Origin of the sequence: Streptomyces sp. NPDC086787 (genome assembly GCF_044745865.1) — a bacterium.
Lineage (GTDB): Bacteria > Actinomycetota > Actinomycetes > Streptomycetales > Streptomycetaceae > Streptomyces.
Genome location: NZ_JBIVBC010000001.1, coordinates 1 through 17,004, shown reverse-complemented (window position 1 = coordinate 17,004; position 17,004 = coordinate 1). Strand labels below are relative to the sequence as shown.

At 71.3% G+C, this 17,004-nt stretch carries 14 protein-coding genes and 1 rRNA gene; 7 read left to right on the top strand and 8 right to left on the bottom strand.

The features are described from left to right. Positions 1 to 181: 181 nt before the first annotated feature. On the top strand, positions 182 to 760 hold the full coding sequence (locus tag ACIPK3_RS00075; RefSeq protein ID WP_402565120.1) for a GNAT family N-acetyltransferase: 579 nt from the start codon (positions 182 to 184) through the stop codon (positions 758 to 760). Between the two features lie 113 nt (positions 761 to 873). Then, positions 874 to 2,076, top strand: coding sequence for a winged helix-turn-helix domain-containing protein (locus ACIPK3_RS00070; RefSeq protein ID WP_402565118.1), 1,203 nt, complete (start codon positions 874 to 876; stop codon positions 2,074 to 2,076). A 9-nt stretch (positions 2,077 to 2,085) separates the two neighbouring features. Here the strand turns inward: ACIPK3_RS00070 and ACIPK3_RS00065 are convergent, their stop codons facing one another. The 7 genes from ACIPK3_RS00065 to mtnA form a co-directional block, all read right to left on the bottom strand. Beyond that, positions 2,086 to 2,832 carry a response regulator gene (locus ACIPK3_RS00065; protein WP_402565116.1) on the bottom strand — a complete coding sequence of 249 codons (747 nt, stop codon included), beginning with the start codon at positions 2,830 to 2,832 and terminating at the stop codon, positions 2,086 to 2,088. A gap of 202 nt (positions 2,833 to 3,034) precedes the next feature. Beyond that, complete coding sequence (gene hpf / locus ACIPK3_RS00060) at positions 3,035 to 3,727, bottom strand: ribosome hibernation-promoting factor, HPF/YfiA family (RefSeq protein WP_402565114.1); 693 nt, start codon at positions 3,725 to 3,727, stop codon at positions 3,035 to 3,037. 315 nt (positions 3,728 to 4,042) lie between these two features. Beyond that, a complete protein-coding gene (locus ACIPK3_RS00055; RefSeq protein WP_402565113.1) occupies positions 4,043 to 4,873 on the bottom strand; it encodes a ComF family protein in 831 nt (276 codons plus the stop codon). 180 nt (positions 4,874 to 5,053) lie between these two features. Then, positions 5,054 to 6,907: an LpqB family beta-propeller domain-containing protein gene (locus ACIPK3_RS00050; RefSeq protein ID WP_402565111.1), complete on the bottom strand. Its 1,854-nt coding sequence runs from the start codon at positions 6,905 to 6,907 to the stop codon at positions 5,054 to 5,056. Beyond that, on the bottom strand, positions 6,897 to 8,984 hold the full coding sequence (gene mtrB / locus ACIPK3_RS00045; protein WP_402565109.1) for an MtrAB system histidine kinase MtrB: 2,088 nt from the start codon (positions 8,982 to 8,984) through the stop codon (positions 6,897 to 6,899). Before mtrB ends, ACIPK3_RS00050 begins: the two co-directional genes overlap by 11 nt. 1 nt (position 8,985) lies before the next feature. After that, positions 8,986 to 9,675 (bottom strand): two-component system response regulator MtrA, encoded by a 690-nt coding sequence (gene mtrA, locus ACIPK3_RS00040; protein WP_187283109.1) that lies wholly within the window; start codon positions 9,673 to 9,675, stop codon positions 8,986 to 8,988. 115 nt (positions 9,676 to 9,790) lie between these two features. Continuing rightward, the gene (gene mtnA, locus ACIPK3_RS00035) at positions 9,791 to 10,891 is read right to left on the bottom strand and encodes an S-methyl-5-thioribose-1-phosphate isomerase (protein ID WP_402565106.1); all 1,101 of its coding nucleotides are present in this window, start codon (positions 10,889 to 10,891) and stop codon (positions 9,791 to 9,793) included. 140 nt (positions 10,892 to 11,031) lie between these two features. On the opposite strand from mtnA, the gene ACIPK3_RS00030 reads away from it, so the two are divergent. From ACIPK3_RS00030 to ACIPK3_RS00010, 5 genes are read left to right on the top strand one after another with little or no spacing between them, the layout of a single operon-like run. Then, a complete protein-coding gene (locus ACIPK3_RS00030; protein ID WP_402565105.1) occupies positions 11,032 to 12,363 on the top strand; it encodes a glycerophosphoryl diester phosphodiesterase membrane domain-containing protein in 1,332 nt (443 codons plus the stop codon). Positions 12,364 to 12,367: 4 nt separating this feature from the next. Next, positions 12,368 to 13,117, top strand: a complete 750-nt coding sequence (locus ACIPK3_RS00025; protein WP_402565103.1) for a DUF4129 domain-containing protein — start codon at positions 12,368 to 12,370, stop codon at positions 13,115 to 13,117. Beyond that, a complete protein-coding gene (locus ACIPK3_RS00020) occupies positions 13,114 to 14,310 on the top strand; it encodes a DUF4350 domain-containing protein (RefSeq protein WP_402565102.1) in 1,197 nt (398 codons plus the stop codon). The genes ACIPK3_RS00025 and ACIPK3_RS00020 overlap by 4 nt, the downstream gene beginning before the upstream one ends. Beyond that, positions 14,310 to 15,299: an AAA family ATPase gene (locus ACIPK3_RS00015; protein ID WP_402565100.1), complete on the top strand. Its 990-nt coding sequence runs from the start codon at positions 14,310 to 14,312 to the stop codon at positions 15,297 to 15,299. Before ACIPK3_RS00020 ends, ACIPK3_RS00015 begins: the two co-directional genes overlap by 1 nt. Beyond that, the gene (locus tag ACIPK3_RS00010; RefSeq protein WP_402565098.1) at positions 15,299 to 16,609 is read left to right on the top strand and encodes a DUF58 domain-containing protein; all 1,311 of its coding nucleotides are present in this window, start codon (positions 15,299 to 15,301) and stop codon (positions 16,607 to 16,609) included. Before ACIPK3_RS00015 ends, ACIPK3_RS00010 begins: the two co-directional genes overlap by 1 nt. 120 nt (positions 16,610 to 16,729) lie before the next feature. On the opposite strand, the gene rrf is transcribed toward ACIPK3_RS00010, so the two are convergent. Continuing rightward, positions 16,730 to 16,846 (bottom strand): 5S ribosomal RNA (rrf, locus tag ACIPK3_RS00005). Between the last annotated feature and the right edge of the window lie 158 nt (positions 16,847 to 17,004).

Here is a 17,004-nt window from a genome sequence, read left to right as displayed (position 1 = left end):
ACGGACGAGATGCACGGATAGTGCCGGATCGCCCCGATGAATTGCGCGAAACGTGACCGCGCGCTCACACGCGGCTCATCGCTGTCCTCCTGGCGGACGAGCGGGAGACTGAGGTGCCGACGGGTGCCGACGGGCGGCAAAACGCTGGCGCCGCCGGTGGCCGCCGTCGCAGAATCGGGCGATGGAACCGGTCACGCTCAACACCCGCCGCCTCTTCCTGCGCCCGGTCGGCGCGCGGGACACCGACGCGGTGTACGACGCCGTGCAGGATCCGGACATCCAGCGCTGGACCACCATCCCGTCCCCGTATCTGCCCGAGCACGCGCGGAGCTTCACCGAACACCTCGTTCCGGACGGCTGGGCCGACGGATCGATGTTCACCTTCGGTGTCTTCCTCCCCCAGGGCGACCTGGTGGGAATGCTCGCGATCACGATGCGCTCGCCGGGCGTGGGCGAGATCGGCTTCTGGGCCGCCAAGACCCACCGGGGCAACGGTTACATCGGGGAGGCCGTCCTCACCGCGGCCCGCTGGGCCTTCACGGTGACCCGCGTGGACCGTCTGGAGTGGCGTGCCGAGGTGGGCAACGCCGCCTCCCGAGCGGTCGCGGAACGCGCCGGCTTCACCCTGGAGGGCACACTGCGCTCCGGCCTCTGCAACAAGGGCGTACGGCGCGACTGCTGGGTGGGCTCCCTGCTGCCCTCCGACCTCGGCCTGCCCTCGACGGCGCCCTATCTGCCGGCGCCCGCACCGCGGACGTAGGCGGAAGCGGACGTGGGCGGGTGCGCCCGAGGCGGATGCGGCCGGGGGCGTAAGCCGTCCGGAATCCGGCGCCCAGGGCGGGCTGTCAGTGCCACCGTCTATCGTCCGAACGCATGACGACCCTTCCGCGTCCCGTGACCGACCTCTCCGCGGACGAAGCCCGCCGCATCGCCCTGCGGGCCCAGGGCTTCCTCGGCAGCCCCGACCGGCGGGCGGGCGTCCGGGGCGTCCTGCGCCATCTCGGGGCGGTGCAGCTCGACACCATCTCGGTCCTCGCCCGCTCCCACGAGCTGATCCCGTACGCCCGCCTGGGCGCCGTGGGCCGCGGGGTGGTGGAGGACGCCTACTGGAAGCCCACGTCCCCGGGCACGGCTGCGGCCCGGCCGCACGCCTTCGAGTACTGGTCGCACGCCGCGTGCATCCTCCCCGTGGAGGAGTGGCCGCACTTCGCCTTCCGCCGCCGCGCCTACCGCGACCGCCCGCACTGGGGCCACGAACTCCCCGAGGGCGCCTACGACCAGGTGATCAAACAGCTGCGCGCCGAGGGTCCGCTCACGGCCACCGAGCTGGGCGGTGCGAAGCGCACCAGTGAGTGGTGGGACTGGTCCGGCGCGAAGGTCGCGGTCGAGCGCGCACTGATGTACGGGGAGGTGGTCTGCGTGGAGCGCCGCGGCTGGAAGCGCGTGTACGACCTCGCCGAGCGCGCGATCCCGGACGACCTGCTGCACGACGAACTGGACGACGCCGAGTGCCTGCGGCGGCTGGTCCGGCTGGCCGGCCAGTCGCTGGGCGTCGGCACGCGCGCGGACATCGCCGACTACCACCGGCTCAAGGCCGAGCAGGTCGACGCGGTGATCGCGGACTCGGGTCTGGTCCCGGTCACGGTGGAGGGCTGGGGCAAACCGGCCTGGGCCGACCCCGAGGCCCTGACGACGCCGCCGCGCGGCCGTCACCGCACCACGCTGCTGTCGCCGTTCGACTCGCTGATCTGGGAGCGGGCCCGCACCGAGCGCATCTTCGGCTTCACCCACCGGCTGGAGGCCTATGTGCCGAAGCCGAAGCGGGTGTATGGCTACTTCGCGATGCCGGTCCTGTCCGGCGGCCATCTGGTCGGCCGTGTCGACCCGGCGCGCGAGGGCCGCACACTGGTGGCCAGGCAGGTCACTCTGGACGGCCCGAAGGCGGTCCCGGCGGTCGCGCAGGCCCTGGTCGAGGCGGCGAGCTGGGTGGGCAGCACGGACGTCCGGGTGGAGCGGGTGGACACACCTGACCTGCACGCCCCCCTGACCGGTGAGCTCGCCCGGCTTCTCGCCTGACGAGGGGCCCTAGCGGATCTCGAGGATCTTCTCCCGCATCGCGTACACCACCGCCTCCATCCTGGAGTGCAGTTGCAGTTTCTCCAGGATGTTGCGGACGTGGTTCTTCACGGTGTTCTCGGAGATGAACAGCTCCTTCGCGATGTCGCGGTTGTTCATCCCCGTGGCCACGAGCTTGAGGACCTCCAGCTCACGGTCCGTCAGCCGGGGCGCGGGCACCAGCCTGCGCTCGTCCGTCCGCTGGATCATCGACTTGAACTCGGTGAGCAGCTTCGACGCCATGGAGGGGCTGATCTGCGACTGCCCGTCGGCCACCGCGCGAATGGCGGTGGCCACCTCGTCCGTCGAGATCTCCTTGAGGAGATACCCGGTCGCGCCCGCCTTGATCGCTTCGTAGAGGTCGGCCTCCTCGTCGCTGATCGTCAGCATGATGATCTTGGCGCTGGGCGCGACCTCCTTGATGGAGGTGCACGCCTCGATCCCGCCGCGCTTGGGCATCCGCACGTCCATCAGCACGATGTCGGGCAGCAGATCGGCCGCCTTGTCGACGGCCTCGGCCCCGTCACCCGCCTCGCCGACGACCTGGATGTCCTCCTCGGCGGCGAGCACGATCTCCAGCCCACGACGGAAGAGCGCGTGATCGTCCACGACCAGGACCCTGATCGGCTCCTTGCGTGGAGTATCCGTGTCCGGGCCCACGTCGGGCACGTCGCGTTCGGCTCCTTCGTCCCGCATCGGTCCGAAGCTGTCCGCCATCGTTCCTCCCCCTGAGGCTGTGGCCTGTGGTCCTGTGCCATCGCCAACCCAAGGCACCGGCCCACCGGTTGGGCCGGTGCGGTCATGATTCCATGCCTGGACGACAACGCGGGGACAGATCGGGGCGCGAAGTGGTCGCACAACGGTGCCCCGGGGGCGCACAGGCGCTCCAGGGGCACCGGTCAGTCGTCGTCGCGGCGTGTCAGCCGCCGAGCGTGCCGCCCGCCGCGGCGGTCTGCACCTCGGCGACCATCGGGTCCGTGCTCAGGTGGATCACACCGTAGTCGTAGGCGTGCCGCCGGTAGACGACACTCGGCTCCTTGGTCTCGGAGTCGATGAACAGATAGAAGTCGTGTCCGACCAGCTCCATCTCGTAGAGAGCCTGGTCGAGCGTCATCGGGGACGCGACGTGGGTCTTCTCGCGGACGATGAGCGGGCCCTCACCCGTCACCTCCAGCGAACCGATCTTCTTGGTGGGCACTCCGCCCGTCTCTTCGTCGTGGACGGGGTGGCCGTTCCCGTTGAGCGTCGCCGCACCCTGGACGTGGTCGGGGACCTCCGCGGCCGAAATCCGGCGCGCTCCGCGCCGTGAGAAGCGCTTGTCGTGCTGCTTGCGCAGCCGGGCGTCCAGCTTCTCCGCCGCCAGGTCGAGTGCCGCGTAAGGATCGCTGGCCGATGCCTCCGCCCGAATCACCGGACCGCGGGAGCGGAGCGTGATCTCCACTCGGTCGCAGCGGTCGGCCTGTCGGGGGTTCGGCTCCTTGGACACCTCGACGTCGAGGCTGATCACCTTGCCATCGAGCTTCTGGATCTTCTCCAGCTTCAGCTTCTCGGCCACGTGCTTGCGGAACCGCTCGGGCACCTCGGTCTTGCGGCCCTTGACGACGATGTCCACGCAGAACTCCGTTCCCGGATCGCTCCGCACCCAGTGGCGGAGCATCTCCCTTTTGCACCAGGTCCCGGTGAGTCCCGGAACCTCGGACTCGGTGACTTCACCTCCTCCTCCCCCGCGGGCAAGATCTCCACCCCATGGCCGCGGGTGATTACGGAAAAACCGCGGCACGGCATTCGGATTTGCGAGGCATGGCCTGCGCCTTTCCCTCACAACCGAACATATCTCGCCCGGACGGATGTCGTCACCCTCTACTGCCGCGTACCTCCATTCCGGTGAATTAGCCCTCTCACTACCTGCAACGATGTGGGTCAGCGGTCAGTTCCGGTTTATTTCGAAGGAATCCGGAGGCGCCGCGACCACTGCCGCGCGGACCCACTGCCCAGTCCTCTCCTCCCGTGATTCCCGTGAGCCGGCCGTCCGTTCCTCCCTTCCTTCCCGAGTTGCGCGCGCATACACGGGCGTTGTTCCGCCGTCGTGCCCGGCTGTCACCCGTACGGCCCTCGCCGCCTCCGCCAGCGAGGCCCCCGTCGTCATCAGATCGTCGACGAGCACCACCCGGCCACGAAGCAGCCGTGCGCTCCCCACGGCCGTCCGCAGCGCGCCCGCGAGATTGTCCAGCCGCTGCCCCGAGTCGAGTCCCGACTGGTCGGCCACGCTCCGCCGCTGGCGCAGTACGGCGGTCACACGGGCGGGCGTGCCGCTCCGGCGCAGCGCGTCGGCGGCGGCGAGCGCGATCCGCCGCACCGGATCGTGCCCCCGGGACCGCAGGGCCCACCGTGCGGACGGCACGGGGACGAGCAGCACCGGGAGGTCACCGCGTCCGGACCGCCCACCGCCGGTCTCCGTGCGGGCCTGCCGGAGTCCCGCGCGCACGGCTCCCGCCAGGGCCGCGCCCAGTGGGCCCGCGAGCGCCAGGGCACCGCGTTCCTTGTGGGCGAGGAGAGTGGCCCGCACCTCGTCCGAGTAGGGCGCCGCGGCGTACACCACCGGCAGTCCGGGCGGCTCCGGCACCGGTCTCACCCGGCACGGTGCGGCTTCGTCCAGAGCCGCACGGCACTTCCGGCAGAGCTCCGTGCGAGGCGCCCCGCAGCCTCCGCACTCGGCCGGAAGCACCAGATCAGACAGGTCCCGCCACCACCCGCGCATGTCCCCACTGTGCCAACACCTGGGCCGGCCGACCACCCCTGTGGATAACTCTCTGTGGATGACAGGCGGTGGATTGTTGCGCTCCGTCACTCACACGAGTGCCGGAGCATGTCATACGGCCGTCACGGCGGTCGTTGGGTGACCGCAGCGGTCGCAGCGGTCAGCAGCGGTCAGCAGCGGTCACCCCGGATAGACCGGGGCCGACCCCTCCTTGACCACGGTCTGCCACTGTGCCCCCGCCGACAGCCGCACGATCCCGTCGTCCGAGTACGCCATGAGCGGCACCTGGTCGCTCTCAGCGGCCGCGACCGCCCTGACTCCCGGCAGGGCCGCGGGCGCCGGCCCGTCGGGCGTGGCGCCGTCGACCTGGACGTACCGCATCTGCAGCACGCCCCCCTCCTCGCGTCCGCCCACCACGATGCGGCTGTCCCCGGCCCACGCCATGGCGGTGACCACCTCCATCCGCGGGATCGCGGAACGCAGTTCCACGACCGAGACCACGGGCGGTTCACCGGCCTTCTCGTCCCGCTCGATGCGCCCGATGAGCAGGGACTGCTTGCCGTCCTTCTCCACGACCAGGGCTATCCGCACGCCGTCGGCGGCCGCCCGGACTTCCTTGATCCGTCCGGGCAGCTCGGAGGTCCGCACCTCCACCGGCCGTCCCGCGCCCTGCGGCAGCAGAAGCAGCCGGGGCGCGCCGGGGTCACGGTCGGCCACCCACAGATCGCCGTGGGCGTCCCAGCTGGGCGTCGTCAGCCGGTCGTCCGCCGTGGCCCCCCGGCTCTGGACGACGGGATCCCCGAGCGAACTGCCCGAGGCGAGCGACGTCACGTACAGGTACCTGCCGTCGAGGCCGACTCCGGCCGCGGTGTGCTCGTCGCGCGAGACGGCCACCGACCGCAGCTGCGTACCGTCCTCCCCCATCGCGCCGGGCACCTGCACGGCACTGGTGCTGCTGGAGTTGCCGGCGGCCATCCGCACCAGCCGGTGCTTGCCGTCCAGGAAGTAGACGTAGTCGGGGCGCTTCTCGGAGCCGTGCCGGGCCTCGACGTCGGCCCGGTCCTCGGTGAGGACACACAGGTTCCGGCCGCTGGGAGCCCGCAGTTCGACCGAGTCCACCGTGGGCGTCAGGTTCCGCAGGGTGAACAGCAGCTGGGTCGCCATCTCGGCGCACTTGGCCGACCCGGCCCGGGATGCCTTGGCGTTCAACGGCACCGTGACTCTGTTGTGATCGTCCGGCGCCAGCCCGCTGACGCCCTCCTTCAGTGCCGAACCGGTCGGGAAACTCGACCTGACGACGGGCCCGAGCCAGCGAGTGGGCCCGCCGATCAGGGAGCGCACCATCTGCGTCATCGGATCCACGAACTTGCGCACGAAGACCGGGTCGGCGACGGCCAACGCCTGACCGGTCGCCCCGGCCGAGGTGTTCGAAGCGAAGTAGTACTTATTGACGGACGCGTAGTTGCGCTGGAAGTCGGACTTGCCCATCACGATTCCCTGCGGCAGCCGGTCGATCCGCCACTGGCCGGTCTTGACGTCCTGCCCGAGATGCACCTGCTGGCTGTACTGCCCCTCGGCGGGCGAGTACGCCTGCTGGGCGTCGACGGTGGCGACCCTGCTTCCGACCAGCGCGTAGGTCACGTCGCCACGGTCCTCGCCACGGTCCGCCCGGCCACCCGCCGGGGTGATCACATCGGTGCTCGGCCCGTTGGCCAGCACGGTGGTCGACTGTTCGGGCCGCCACTTCCGCGCCACCTCGGTCGTCAGGTACTTGCGCGCCGTGTCGTAGTTCTGGTCGTCACTGGTCAGCGCCTCCAGAAAGCCCTGCACGATCTCCCCGGGCGCGGCGTCCTCACGGGGCGGCATGGCGAAGACACGCACCTGTGTGTCCTGGCGCGGCGTGGACTCGACGTCCCGCAGATCCCCGGTGTCGGGCATCGAGGCGCACCCGGCCAGCAGTACGACACCGCAGGCGGCCAACGCCACCGCGCGCACCGGCCGACGCCGCGTGCCCCGCTCGCGGTCACCGACCACGAAATGCCTCCCCTGGCTTGTTCGAGCCGCCCGCGTCCGCGGCCGGGTCGGTCCGGTTCGCGCCGGACTCCTCGCACGTCTCGCCGACGGCCGGCGCCTCGTCCTGGCGCCGGGACTCACCGGCGGGCCGGGGCACGACGCGCGATCCGCTGCCCGGCAGTGCGGTCGGGTCGGCGGTCGGCGCCGCGGCAGGTTGTCGGGGCGCGATCGCGCCGCCCGACGGCAGCAGCGGCCGACTGCCCGATGCCTGCATCGGTACGGTGGCCCGTTTGTCCTCGCCGCCACGCGGCAGACCGGCGTCGTCGAGCCCCCTGTTGCGCCGTGAGTCGGCCGGCTCCAGCGGTATGGGCGACCCCCTCAGCGGCTCGTCCGCGGTCCGCGGCAGCGTCAGCCGGAACTGCGACCCGCCGCCCGGCTCGCCCCATGTCTGGAGCCAGCCGCCGTGCAGCCGCGCGTCCTCGAGGGCGATGGACAGCCCCAGACCCGTGCCACCGGTGGTACGGGCACGGGCCGGGTCCGCCCGCCAGAAGCGGCTGAAGACACGGGTCGCCTCCCCCGGCTTGAGCCCGACGCCGTAGTCACGCACCGCGATCGCGACCGCACCGCCCGCGGAGGCCAGCTTGACGACCACGTCCTTGCCCTCACCGTGCTCCACGGCGTTGACCACGAGATTGCGCAGCACCCGCTCCACACGGCGGGCATCCGCCTCGGCCACGACGGGCTGCTGGTCGCCCACGACACGAATCCGCGTGCCCTTGCGCTCCGCCAGCGGTTCGGCCCCGCTGACCACCCGCCGAACGACCTCACGGAGGTCTATCGGCTCGGCCTCCAGCGCCGCCGCGCCCGCGTCGAAGCGGCTGATCTCCAGCAGGTCCGCGAGCAGCGACTCGAACCGGTCCAGCTGGTCGGCGAGCAGCTCGGCGGACCGCGCCGTCACCGGGTCGAAGTCCTCGCGGGCCTCGTGGATGACGTCGGCGGCCATGCGTACGGTGGTCAGAGGCGTGCGCAGCTCGTGCGACACGTCGGACACGAACCTCCGCTGCATCCGCGACAGGTCCTCCAGCTGCTGGATCTTCAGCTGCAGGTTCTGCGCCATCTTGTTGAAGGCCTCGCCGAGCCGTGCGATGTCGTCCTCGCCGGTGACCTTCATCCGCTCCTGAAGACGCCCCGCCGACAGGCGCTCCGCGATTCCGGCCGCCATCCGCACGGGCGTGACAACCTGCCGCACCACGAGCCACGCGATGGCCCCGAGGAGTACGACGACGAAGAGCCCGGCGGTCGCCAGCGTGCCCTTGACCAGGCTGAGGGACTTCTCCTCCTGCGTGAGCGGGAAGAGGTAGTACAGCTCGTACGGATTGCCGTTCGGGTCGTTGACCTGCTTGCCGATGACCAGGGCGGGCTGCGACTCCTTGTCGCTGTCCCGGTAGATGATGCGGGTGTAGCTCTGGGCGGCCACCGCTCCGCTGTTGATCCGCGTGCGCAGGCCCTCCGGCACACTCGCCGTCGGGTCCACCTGGCCGGAGCCGCGCGGGCTGCGTACGCCGCTGCTCTCGTCGCCCACGGGGAGTGTCGCCACGTCGAAGGCACCCTGACCACCGCTGGAGAGCGCCTCCACGAGGTCGCTCATCCACGGGATGACGTTGTGCGAGGGCCGTCCGTCGGTCGACGACGTGCCGCTACCGGTGCCGGTCGCCGCCTCGTCGGCCTTCTGCTTGGCCACCGCGAACCCGCCGGTGGCCTGGCTCTGCGACGCCTTCACCTTGGCGTCGAGCAGGCCGTTGCGCACCTGGCCGATCACCACGAAGCCGAGGAGCAGGACGACGCCCAGCGACATCAGCAGCGTCGTGGCGACGACCTTGAGCTGGATGTTGCGCCGCCACAGCCGCATGACCGGCAGCAGCGGCCTGCGCACCCAGCGGATGAACAGGCGAAGGATCGGGCTGCCGTGGACTCCGCCCTGCAGCAGCCCGCCCGCCAGGAAGCGTCCCCGGCGCGAGCCCGACGCGTTCCCGCCGACAGGCCGCCCCGGCCGTTCCCCGGGCCGGCCGGGAGCCGAAGCGGCACTGTCTCCGGACATGTCAGCTCGGTCCTGCCTTGTAACCGACACCGCGGACGGTCACCACGATCTCCGGCCGCTCCGGGTCCTTCTCGACCTTGGAGCGCAGCCGCTGTACATGCACGTTGACCAGCCGGGTGTCGGCCGCGTGCCGGTAGCCCCAGACCTGTTCCAGGAGCACCTCACGCGTGAACACCTGCCACGGCTTGCGGGCGAGCGCGACCAGCAGGTCGAACTCCAGGGGCGTCAGCGCGATCGACTGGCCGTCCCGCTTCACCGAGTGACCGGCCACATCGATGACGAGGTCACCTATGGCGAGCTGCTCCGGCGCGGGCTCCTCCGACCTGCGCAGCCGCGCCCGGATACGGGCGACCAGCTCCTTCGGCTTGAACGGCTTGACGATGTAGTCGTCAGCCCCGGACTCCAGGCCCACGACGACGTCCACGGTGTCGCTCTTCGCAGTGAGCATCACGATCGGCACACCCGACTCCGCCCTGATCAGGCGGCACACCTCGATGCCGTCCCGGCCGGGCAGCATCAGGTCGAGCAGCACCAGATCGGGCTTGGCCTCCCGGAACGCGGCCAGCGCCTTGTCACCGTCGGCAACGAAAGACGGCTCAAAACCTTCACCACGCAGCACGATTCCGAGCATCTCGGCCAGTGCGGTGTCGTCGTCGACGACAAGGACTCGTCCCTTCATAAACGACATCATCCCATTCTCGTAACGACTACAGAGGCCCAGGTGAGACACCTCACGGGCCTGTGACGATAGTCGTAGGAGACGGTCACTGTCTGCCCATGAGGTCCGTCCCGGTGTCTCAGGCGGGCTAACCGCGGGTTCGTGTGTGCAGGTCGGCGAGTGCCTGCGCGGTGACCGGTGACACGACACCCACCTCGGTGACGATCGCGGTCACCAGCTCGGGCGGCGTGATGTCGAACGCCGGGTTGTACGCCTGCGTCCCCAGCGGTGCCACCGGGGTCCCGCCGCCCGCTCCCGTCACCGGCGCCTGAGGTGCGGTGGCCTCGGTGACCTCGTGCCCGGGGCGCTGTTCCACCTCGATGGACGCTCCGTCGGGGGTCCGCGGATCCATCGTGGTCATCGGCGCCACCACGACGAACGGCACATGGTGGTAGCGGGCGAGCACGGCGAGCGGATAGCTGCCCACCTTGTTCGCCACCGATCCGTCGGCCGCGATGCGGTCCGCTCCGATCAGCACCGCGTCCACCTCTCCCGCGGCGAACAGCGAACCTGCCGCGCTGTCGGTGAGCAGGGTGTAGGCCATTCCGTGACGGGCCGCCTCGTACGCCGTGAGGCGGGCGCCCTGCAGCAGCGGACGGGTCTCGTCCACCCACAGGCGCCGCAGTCGCCCGGCCCGGTGCGCGGCGAGCGCCACCGCGAACGCCGTGCCCTCACCTCCCGACACCAGCGATCCGGTGTTGCAGTGCGTCAGGATCCGGTGCCCGCCGCCGGGGAGCAGTTCATCGAGCAGCGCCAGGCCGTGCCCGGCCATCCGTGTGCTGGCCTCGGCGTCCTCCCGGTGCAGCGCCCGCGCCGCGGCCAGCGCCGCCGCGGCCGCCTGCCCGGCGTCCCCGCTCCCGGCCAGTGCGGCACGGTGGGCGGCTCTGGCCCTGTCCACACCGACGGTGAGGTTCACCGCGGTGGGCCGGGCAGCCTGGAGCGCCTGGGCGGCCTCGTCCACGTCGAAGCCCCGCGCGGCGGCGAGCGCGACGCCGTACGCCCCCGCGATGCCGAGCAGCGGTGCCCCGCGCACGGCGAGCGAACGGATCGCGTCGACCAGGGCCGAGGCGTCCGTGCACGCCAACTCGACTTCCTCGGCGGGCAGTCTCGTCTGGTCGAGAAGGACGAGCACAGGTCCTTCGGGCGGCTCCTCCCAGCGGAGCGCCGGTATCGCGTACTGATCAGCCATGCGGTCAGTCTGCCCCCGATCCGGAGGACAATTGAAGGTGTGCAGCCCATACCTCGGCCGCTGTCACGCCAACCGCCCCATGACACGATGGCTGCCGACCTGCCGCCGCGACCGCGGACGGGCATCGTGAAGGAGCTTCGATGAACGACACTCCGGGCTGGGCCTCGCCCGGATCCGCCGCGTCCGACGGGCAGGAACCCGGCGCGACGGGTCCCGCCGAGCCCGCCGCCCGGCCCGGCCCCGCGGAACAGCCGGGCGCAGGCCCGCAGGACAGCGACTCGAAGTGGTCCAAGGAACAGCCGCCACCGGGCCAGTGGTCGGCGCCAACCGGCCCCCCGGCTCCGGGCCAGGCACCTCCGCCACCGCCGCCCGGATCCGGCTGGGGCGGCCGGCACCCCGGCGGCCACGGGGGTCCAGGCGGCTACGGGGGCGTCCCCGGCGGCTACCAGCCGTGGGGTGGCGGCTGGGGAGGGCCGCCGACCGCGGCCAAGCCCGGTGTGATCCCGCTCCGTCCACTGGGTGTGGGCGAGATCCTCGACGGCGCCGTCTCCACCATGCGCACCTACTGGCGCACGGTCCTCGGCATCTCCCTGGCCGTCGCCGTGGTCACGCAGGTCATCATCGTGCTGTTGCAGGGCCTCGTCCTGGACGACCGCGAAAGCACGGACGTCCTCTCCGACCCGAGCGCCTCGGTCAGCGAGGTCACCCACGCCATGGGCCAGACCCTGGCCGGCACGGGCGCGGTCCTCCTGGTCTCGCTGGTCGGCACCGTCATCGCCACCGCCCTGCTGACCACCGTCACCAGCCGCGCCGTGCTCGGCAGACCGGTGACCACCCGTGAGGCCTGGCATGACGCCCGCCCGCAGATCCCGCGGCTGTTCGGCCTGATCCTCCTGCTGCTCGCCATCGGTGTCGGCGCGGTCCTCTGCGGCGCGCTGCCCGGCATCCTGGTGGCGGTGGCCGGCGACGGCGGCGGTGCTGCCGCGGCCCTCACCGCCCTGGGCCTTCTCGGTGGCGCCATCATCGCGCTCTGGCTCGTGATCCGGTTCTCCCTCGCCTCGCCCACCCTCATGCTGGAGAAGCAGGGCGTCGTCAAGGCGATGAGCCGCTCCGCGAAACTGGTGCGCGGCTCCTGGTGGCGGGTCTTCGGCATCCAGCTGCTGGCCACGATCATCGCGAACATCGTCGCGTCGATCATCGTCATCCCCTTCACCGCGATCGCCGCCGCCCTCAGCGGGGAGCAGGTCGCGAACCTCCTCAACGGCAGCAACGGCAACCCCGGCTGGACGTTCCTCGTCATCAGCGGCATCGGCGCGGTGATCGGATCCATGATCACGTTCCCGATCACGGCCGGAGTCACCGTGCTTCTCTACATCGACCAGCGCATCCGCCGCGAAGCCCTCGACCTCGAACTGGCCCGAGCCGCCGGGGTCCAGGGTTACGGCGGTGCCAACACCGCACCGGGGAGCTGACGGGGTGAGTCCGGCGGGGGGAGTTCTCACAGCCGTAAGGGGCCTGCCGCGCCTCGGCGACACCGCCGCGCTGTCGCTGGCCCGCTCGGGCGACGAGCCGCCGGTGACCATCCCTCGCGATCCCGCGCGTGAGGCGGCACGGCGTGAGCTGGCCAAGCGGATGTACCACGAGAACGACCCCAGCCCGCTCACGCGGGCCCTGGACGCCTTCTGGGACTGGCTCGACCGCCTGTTCGGCGCCGCCTCGGCGGCGACGCCCGGCGGGGCGGCCGGCCTCCTCACGGTGCTCCTGGTCGTCGTCGCGGTCCTGGCCGCCCTGTGGTGGCGGCTGGGCACCCCGCGCCGCCGGCCCGCCTCCGCACCCGCTCTGTTCGACGACCGCCCCCGCAGCGCCGCCCAACACCGCGCGGCCGCCGAGGCACACGCGGCCCAGGGCCACTGGAACCAGGCCGTCCAGGAACGCATGCGGGCGATCGTGCGCGCCCTCGAGGAGCGCGCCCTGCTCGATGTCCGCCCCGGCCGCACCGCCGACGAGGCGGCCGCGGAAGCCGGCCGGGTCCTGCCCTCCCACTCCGAGGGACTGCGGGCCGCCGCCCGGGAGTTCGACGACGTGACGTATGGCGGGCGCAGGGCGGGCGAACAGGCGTACCGTCGCATCGCCGGACTCGACCGCGACCTGGAAGGCACCAAACCGGTCCTGATGAGCAGCGCCCACAACACGGACCAGAGCACCCGCCAGGGGGCCGCCGAATGACCACCGGGGCCACCACGCTCCCGTCCGCCTCTGCCTCTCCCCCCGCCCGCCTGTGGACCCGCGCGCGGGGCGTCGCGCTCGCCCTCGCGGTGCTGCTGGCCGGGGCCGTGGCGATCGCCGTCGTCCGTTCCGACACCCGGCACGGCTCGCTCGACCCGCGCTCGGTCGACTCCCACGGCAGCCGCGCCGTCGCGGAGCTCCTCGCGCAACGCGGCGTGTCCACACGCGTGGTCACCACCCTGGACGAGGCCCGTGCCGCGGCCGCCCCTGACACGACCCTGCTGGTCGCCGTCCCGGACCTGCTGACTCACCGGCAACAGACGGCTCTGCACTCCGCGGTCGCCCGCGCCGCAGGACGCACCGTCCTCGTGGCCGCCGGCGGTCCGTCCGTCGAGCGGCTCGCGCCCGGCGTCGCCGCCGACCCGGCCACCAGCTACGACTCCGTGCTCTCCCCCGACTGCGCCCTGCCTGCCGCGCGCCGCGCGGGCTCCGCCGACACGGGTGGCATCCGCTACACCACCACCCGCCTCGACGCCGACTCGTGCTACCCCAGCGACGGTCTGGCCACCCTGCTTCGTATCCCCGCGCCGTCCGGGGGCGGCGACACCGTCGTACTCGGCGCGCCCGACATCCTCTACAACGAGCGCCTCGACGAGCAGGGCAACGCCTCGCTCGCACTCCAGCTTCTCGGCTCCCGCCCTCATCTGGTCTGGTACCTCCCCTCGTTCTCCGACAGTTCGGCCACGGCAGCGGACGACCGCCAAGGCTTCCTCGACCTGCTGCCCTCGGGCTGGCTCTGGGGCACGCTCCAGCTCTTCATCGCCGCCGCGCTGGCCGCTCTCTGGCGAGCGCGCCGCCTCGGCCCGCTTGTGCCCGAAAGGCTCCCCGTAACGATCCGGGCCTCCGAGACCGTCGAAGGACGCGCCCGCCTCTATCGCAGGGCCAACGCCCGCGACCGAGCGGCCGCCGCCCTGCGCTCCACCACCCGCACCCGTCTGGCTCCCCTGGTGGGTGTGCCTGTCTCTCAGGCTCACGCGCCGGAGGCGCTGCTCCCCGCGCTGTCCACTCACCTCCACGGAGACGGACAGTCCCTGCCCACCCTCCTCTTCGGTCCACCACCCGGCGACGACAAAGCCCTCGTCGCACTCACCGACCAACTCGACGCCCTCGAAAGAGAGGTACGCCGTTCATGATGGCCCCGACCACTGACAACGCCGGGTCCACCGGGGACGCGGGCAGTGCCCGTGCCTCCCTGGAGGCCCTGCGCGCCGAGATCGCCAAAGCCGTGGTCGGCCAGGACCCCGCCGTGACCGGCCTTGTCGTCGCCCTCCTCTGCCGCGGACACGTTCTCCTTGAAGGAGTCCCCGGAGTCGCCAAGACGTTGCTCGTCCGCACCCTCGCCTCCGCGCTCGAACTGAACACCAAGCGTGTGCAGTTCACCCCTGACCTCATGCCCAGCGACGTGACGGGCTCCCTGGTGTACGACACACGCACCGCGGAGTTCTCCTTCCAGCCCGGCCCCGTCTTCACCAACCTCCTCCTCGCCGACGAGATCAACCGGACCCCGCCGAAGACCCAGTCGTCGCTCCTGGAGGCCATGGAGGAACACCAGGTCACAGTCGACGGCACCCCTCGGCCGCTCCCCGAGCCGTTCCTCGTCGCCGCGACCCAGAACCCCGTGGAGTACGAGGGCACCTACCCCCTCCCGGAAGCCCAACTGGACCGCTTCCTGCTCAAGCTGACGATCCCTCTGCCGTCACGGCAGGACGAGATCGACGTCCTCACCCGCCATGCGGAGGGCTTCAACCCGCGCGACCTGGAGGCCGCCGGCGTACGCCCGGTCGCGGGCCCGGCGGATCTGGAAACCGCCCGCGCCGCGGTCGCGAAGACCGCGATCTCTCCCGAGATCACCGCCTACGTCGTGGACATCTGCCGCGCCACCCGCGAGTCGCCGTCCCTCACACTCGGCGTCTCACCACGCGGCGCCACCGCCCTGCTCTCGACCTCACGTGCGTGGGCCTGGCTGACCGGCCGCGACTATGTCATCCCCGACGACGTGAAGGCGCTGGCACTGCCCACCCTGCGACACCGCGTGCAACTGCGCCCCGAGGCCGAGATGGAGGGCGTGACGGCCGATGCCGTCATCAACTCGATCCTGGCTCACGTCCCGGTACCCCGCTGATGGCACTCACCGGACGCGCCGCTCTCCTCGCGGCCCTCGGCTCGATCCCCATCGGTATCTGGGAACCGGGCTGGGCGGGCATCCTCGCGGTGAACACCCCGCTCGCCGTGGCCTGTGCCTGCGACTTCGCGCTCGCGGCGCCGGTACGACGTCTTGTGCTGACCCGGTCCGGTGACACCTCCACACGTCTGGGCGAGCCCGCCGACATCACGCTCACGGTCTCCAATCCTTCCCGTCGTCTGCTCCGGGCCCGGCTCAGGGATGCCTGGCCGCCCAGCAGTTGGCAGCCAGGAACCGAGTTCGAGGGGTCCCGGCACCGCCTCACCGTGCCGGCGGGCGAGCGCCGTCGCGTGACGACCCGTCTGCGACCCACGCGCCGCGGCGACCGACAGGCCGACCGCGTGACCATTCGCTCCTACGGCCCGCTCAGGCTGTTCTCCCGCCAGGGCTCGCACAGGGTTCCGTGGACTGTACGGGTTCTGCCCCCGTTCACCAGCCGCAAGCACCTTCCGTCGAAACTCGCCCGTTTGCGTGAACTCGACGGTCGCACCAGCGTGCTCACCCGCGGCGAAGGCACCGAGTTCGACAGCTTGCGCGAGTACGTACCGGGCGACGACACCCGCTCCATCGACTGGCGTGCCACCGCCCGCCAGTCCAGCGTCGCCGTACGCACCTGGCGACCCGAGCGAGACCGGCACATCCTCCTCGTCCTCGACACGGGCCGCACCTCCGCCGGCCGTGTCGGTGACGCCCCCCGCCTGGACGCCTCCATGGACGCGGCCCTGCTGCTGGGGGCGCTCGCGTCCCGCGCGGGCGACCGCGTCGATCTCCTCGCGTACGACCGTCGCGTGCGCGCCCTGGTTCAGGGCCGCTCGGCAGGTGATGTGCTTCCCGCTCTGGTCACCGCCATGGCGACGCTCGAACCCGAACTCGTCGAGACGGACGCACGCGGCCTGACGGCCACGGCCCTGCGTACGGCTTCCAGGCGCTCGCTGATCGTCCTGCTGACGACGCTCGATGCCGCCCCGGTCGAGGAGGGCCTGTTGCCGGTGCTCTCGCGGCTCACCCAGCGGCACACGGTTCTGCTGGCGTCGGTGGCTGATCCGAACATCGCGCGCATGGCGACGGCTCGTGGAACCGCGGAAGCGGTGTACGAGGCCGCGGCGGCCGCGCAGGCCCAGTCGGAACGTGAGCGCACCGCCGAACAGCTCCGTCGGCACGGAGTGACCGTCGTCGACGCGACGCCGAACGACCTGGCTCCGGCTCTGGCAGATGCGTATCTGGCGCTGAAATCGGCCGGTCGGCTCTGAAAGCCTCTCTCCCGCCCCATTGCTTGGCGGAGCAGGAAAGAGGCGCCAGGCAGCTTTAAAAATGCACCCTAAACGCAGAAATCCCCCGCACCGTAAGGTGCGGGGGATTTCCCAATATTTGTTCGGCGGCGTCCTACTCTCCCACAGGGTCCCCCCTGCAGTACCATCGGCGCTGTGAGGCTTAGCTTCCGGGTTCGGTATGTAACCGGGCGTTTCCCTCACGCTATGACCACCGAAACACTATGAAACAGACAACCAAACCATGTGTGGCACATGGGGCTGTTCGTGGTTTCAGAACCAACACAGTGGACGCGAGCAACTGAGGACAAGCCCTCGGCCTATTAGTACCGGTCAACTCCACCAGTTACCTGGCTTCCATATCCGGCCTATCAACC

Excerpts from the sequence above, each read along its gene's own strand:
- ACIPK3_RS00075 (WP_402565120.1), top strand. The coding sequence starts at position 182 with ATGGAACCGGTCACGCTCAACACCCGCCGCCTCTTCCTGCGCCCGGTC.
- ACIPK3_RS00070 (WP_402565118.1), top strand. The coding sequence starts at position 874 with ATGACGACCCTTCCGCGTCCCGTGACCGACCTCTCCGCGGACGAAGCC.
- ACIPK3_RS00065 (WP_402565116.1), bottom strand. The coding sequence starts at position 2,832 with ATGGCGGACAGCTTCGGACCGATGCGGGACGAAGGAGCCGAACGCGAC.
- ACIPK3_RS00055 (WP_402565113.1), bottom strand. The coding sequence starts at position 4,873 with ATGCGCGGGTGGTGGCGGGACCTGTCTGATCTGGTGCTTCCGGCCGAG.
- mtrB (WP_402565109.1), bottom strand. The coding sequence starts at position 8,984 with ATGTCCGGAGACAGTGCCGCTTCGGCTCCCGGCCGGCCCGGGGAACGG.
- mtrA (WP_187283109.1), bottom strand. The coding sequence starts at position 9,675 with ATGATGTCGTTTATGAAGGGACGAGTCCTTGTCGTCGACGACGACACC.
- mtnA (WP_402565106.1), bottom strand. The coding sequence starts at position 10,891 with ATGGCTGATCAGTACGCGATACCGGCGCTCCGCTGGGAGGAGCCGCCC.
- ACIPK3_RS00030 (WP_402565105.1), top strand. The coding sequence starts at position 11,032 with ATGAACGACACTCCGGGCTGGGCCTCGCCCGGATCCGCCGCGTCCGAC.
- ACIPK3_RS00020 (WP_402565102.1), top strand. The coding sequence starts at position 13,114 with ATGACCACCGGGGCCACCACGCTCCCGTCCGCCTCTGCCTCTCCCCCC.
- ACIPK3_RS00015 (WP_402565100.1), top strand. The coding sequence starts at position 14,310 with ATGGCCCCGACCACTGACAACGCCGGGTCCACCGGGGACGCGGGCAGT.
- ACIPK3_RS00010 (WP_402565098.1), top strand. The coding sequence starts at position 15,299 with ATGGCACTCACCGGACGCGCCGCTCTCCTCGCGGCCCTCGGCTCGATC.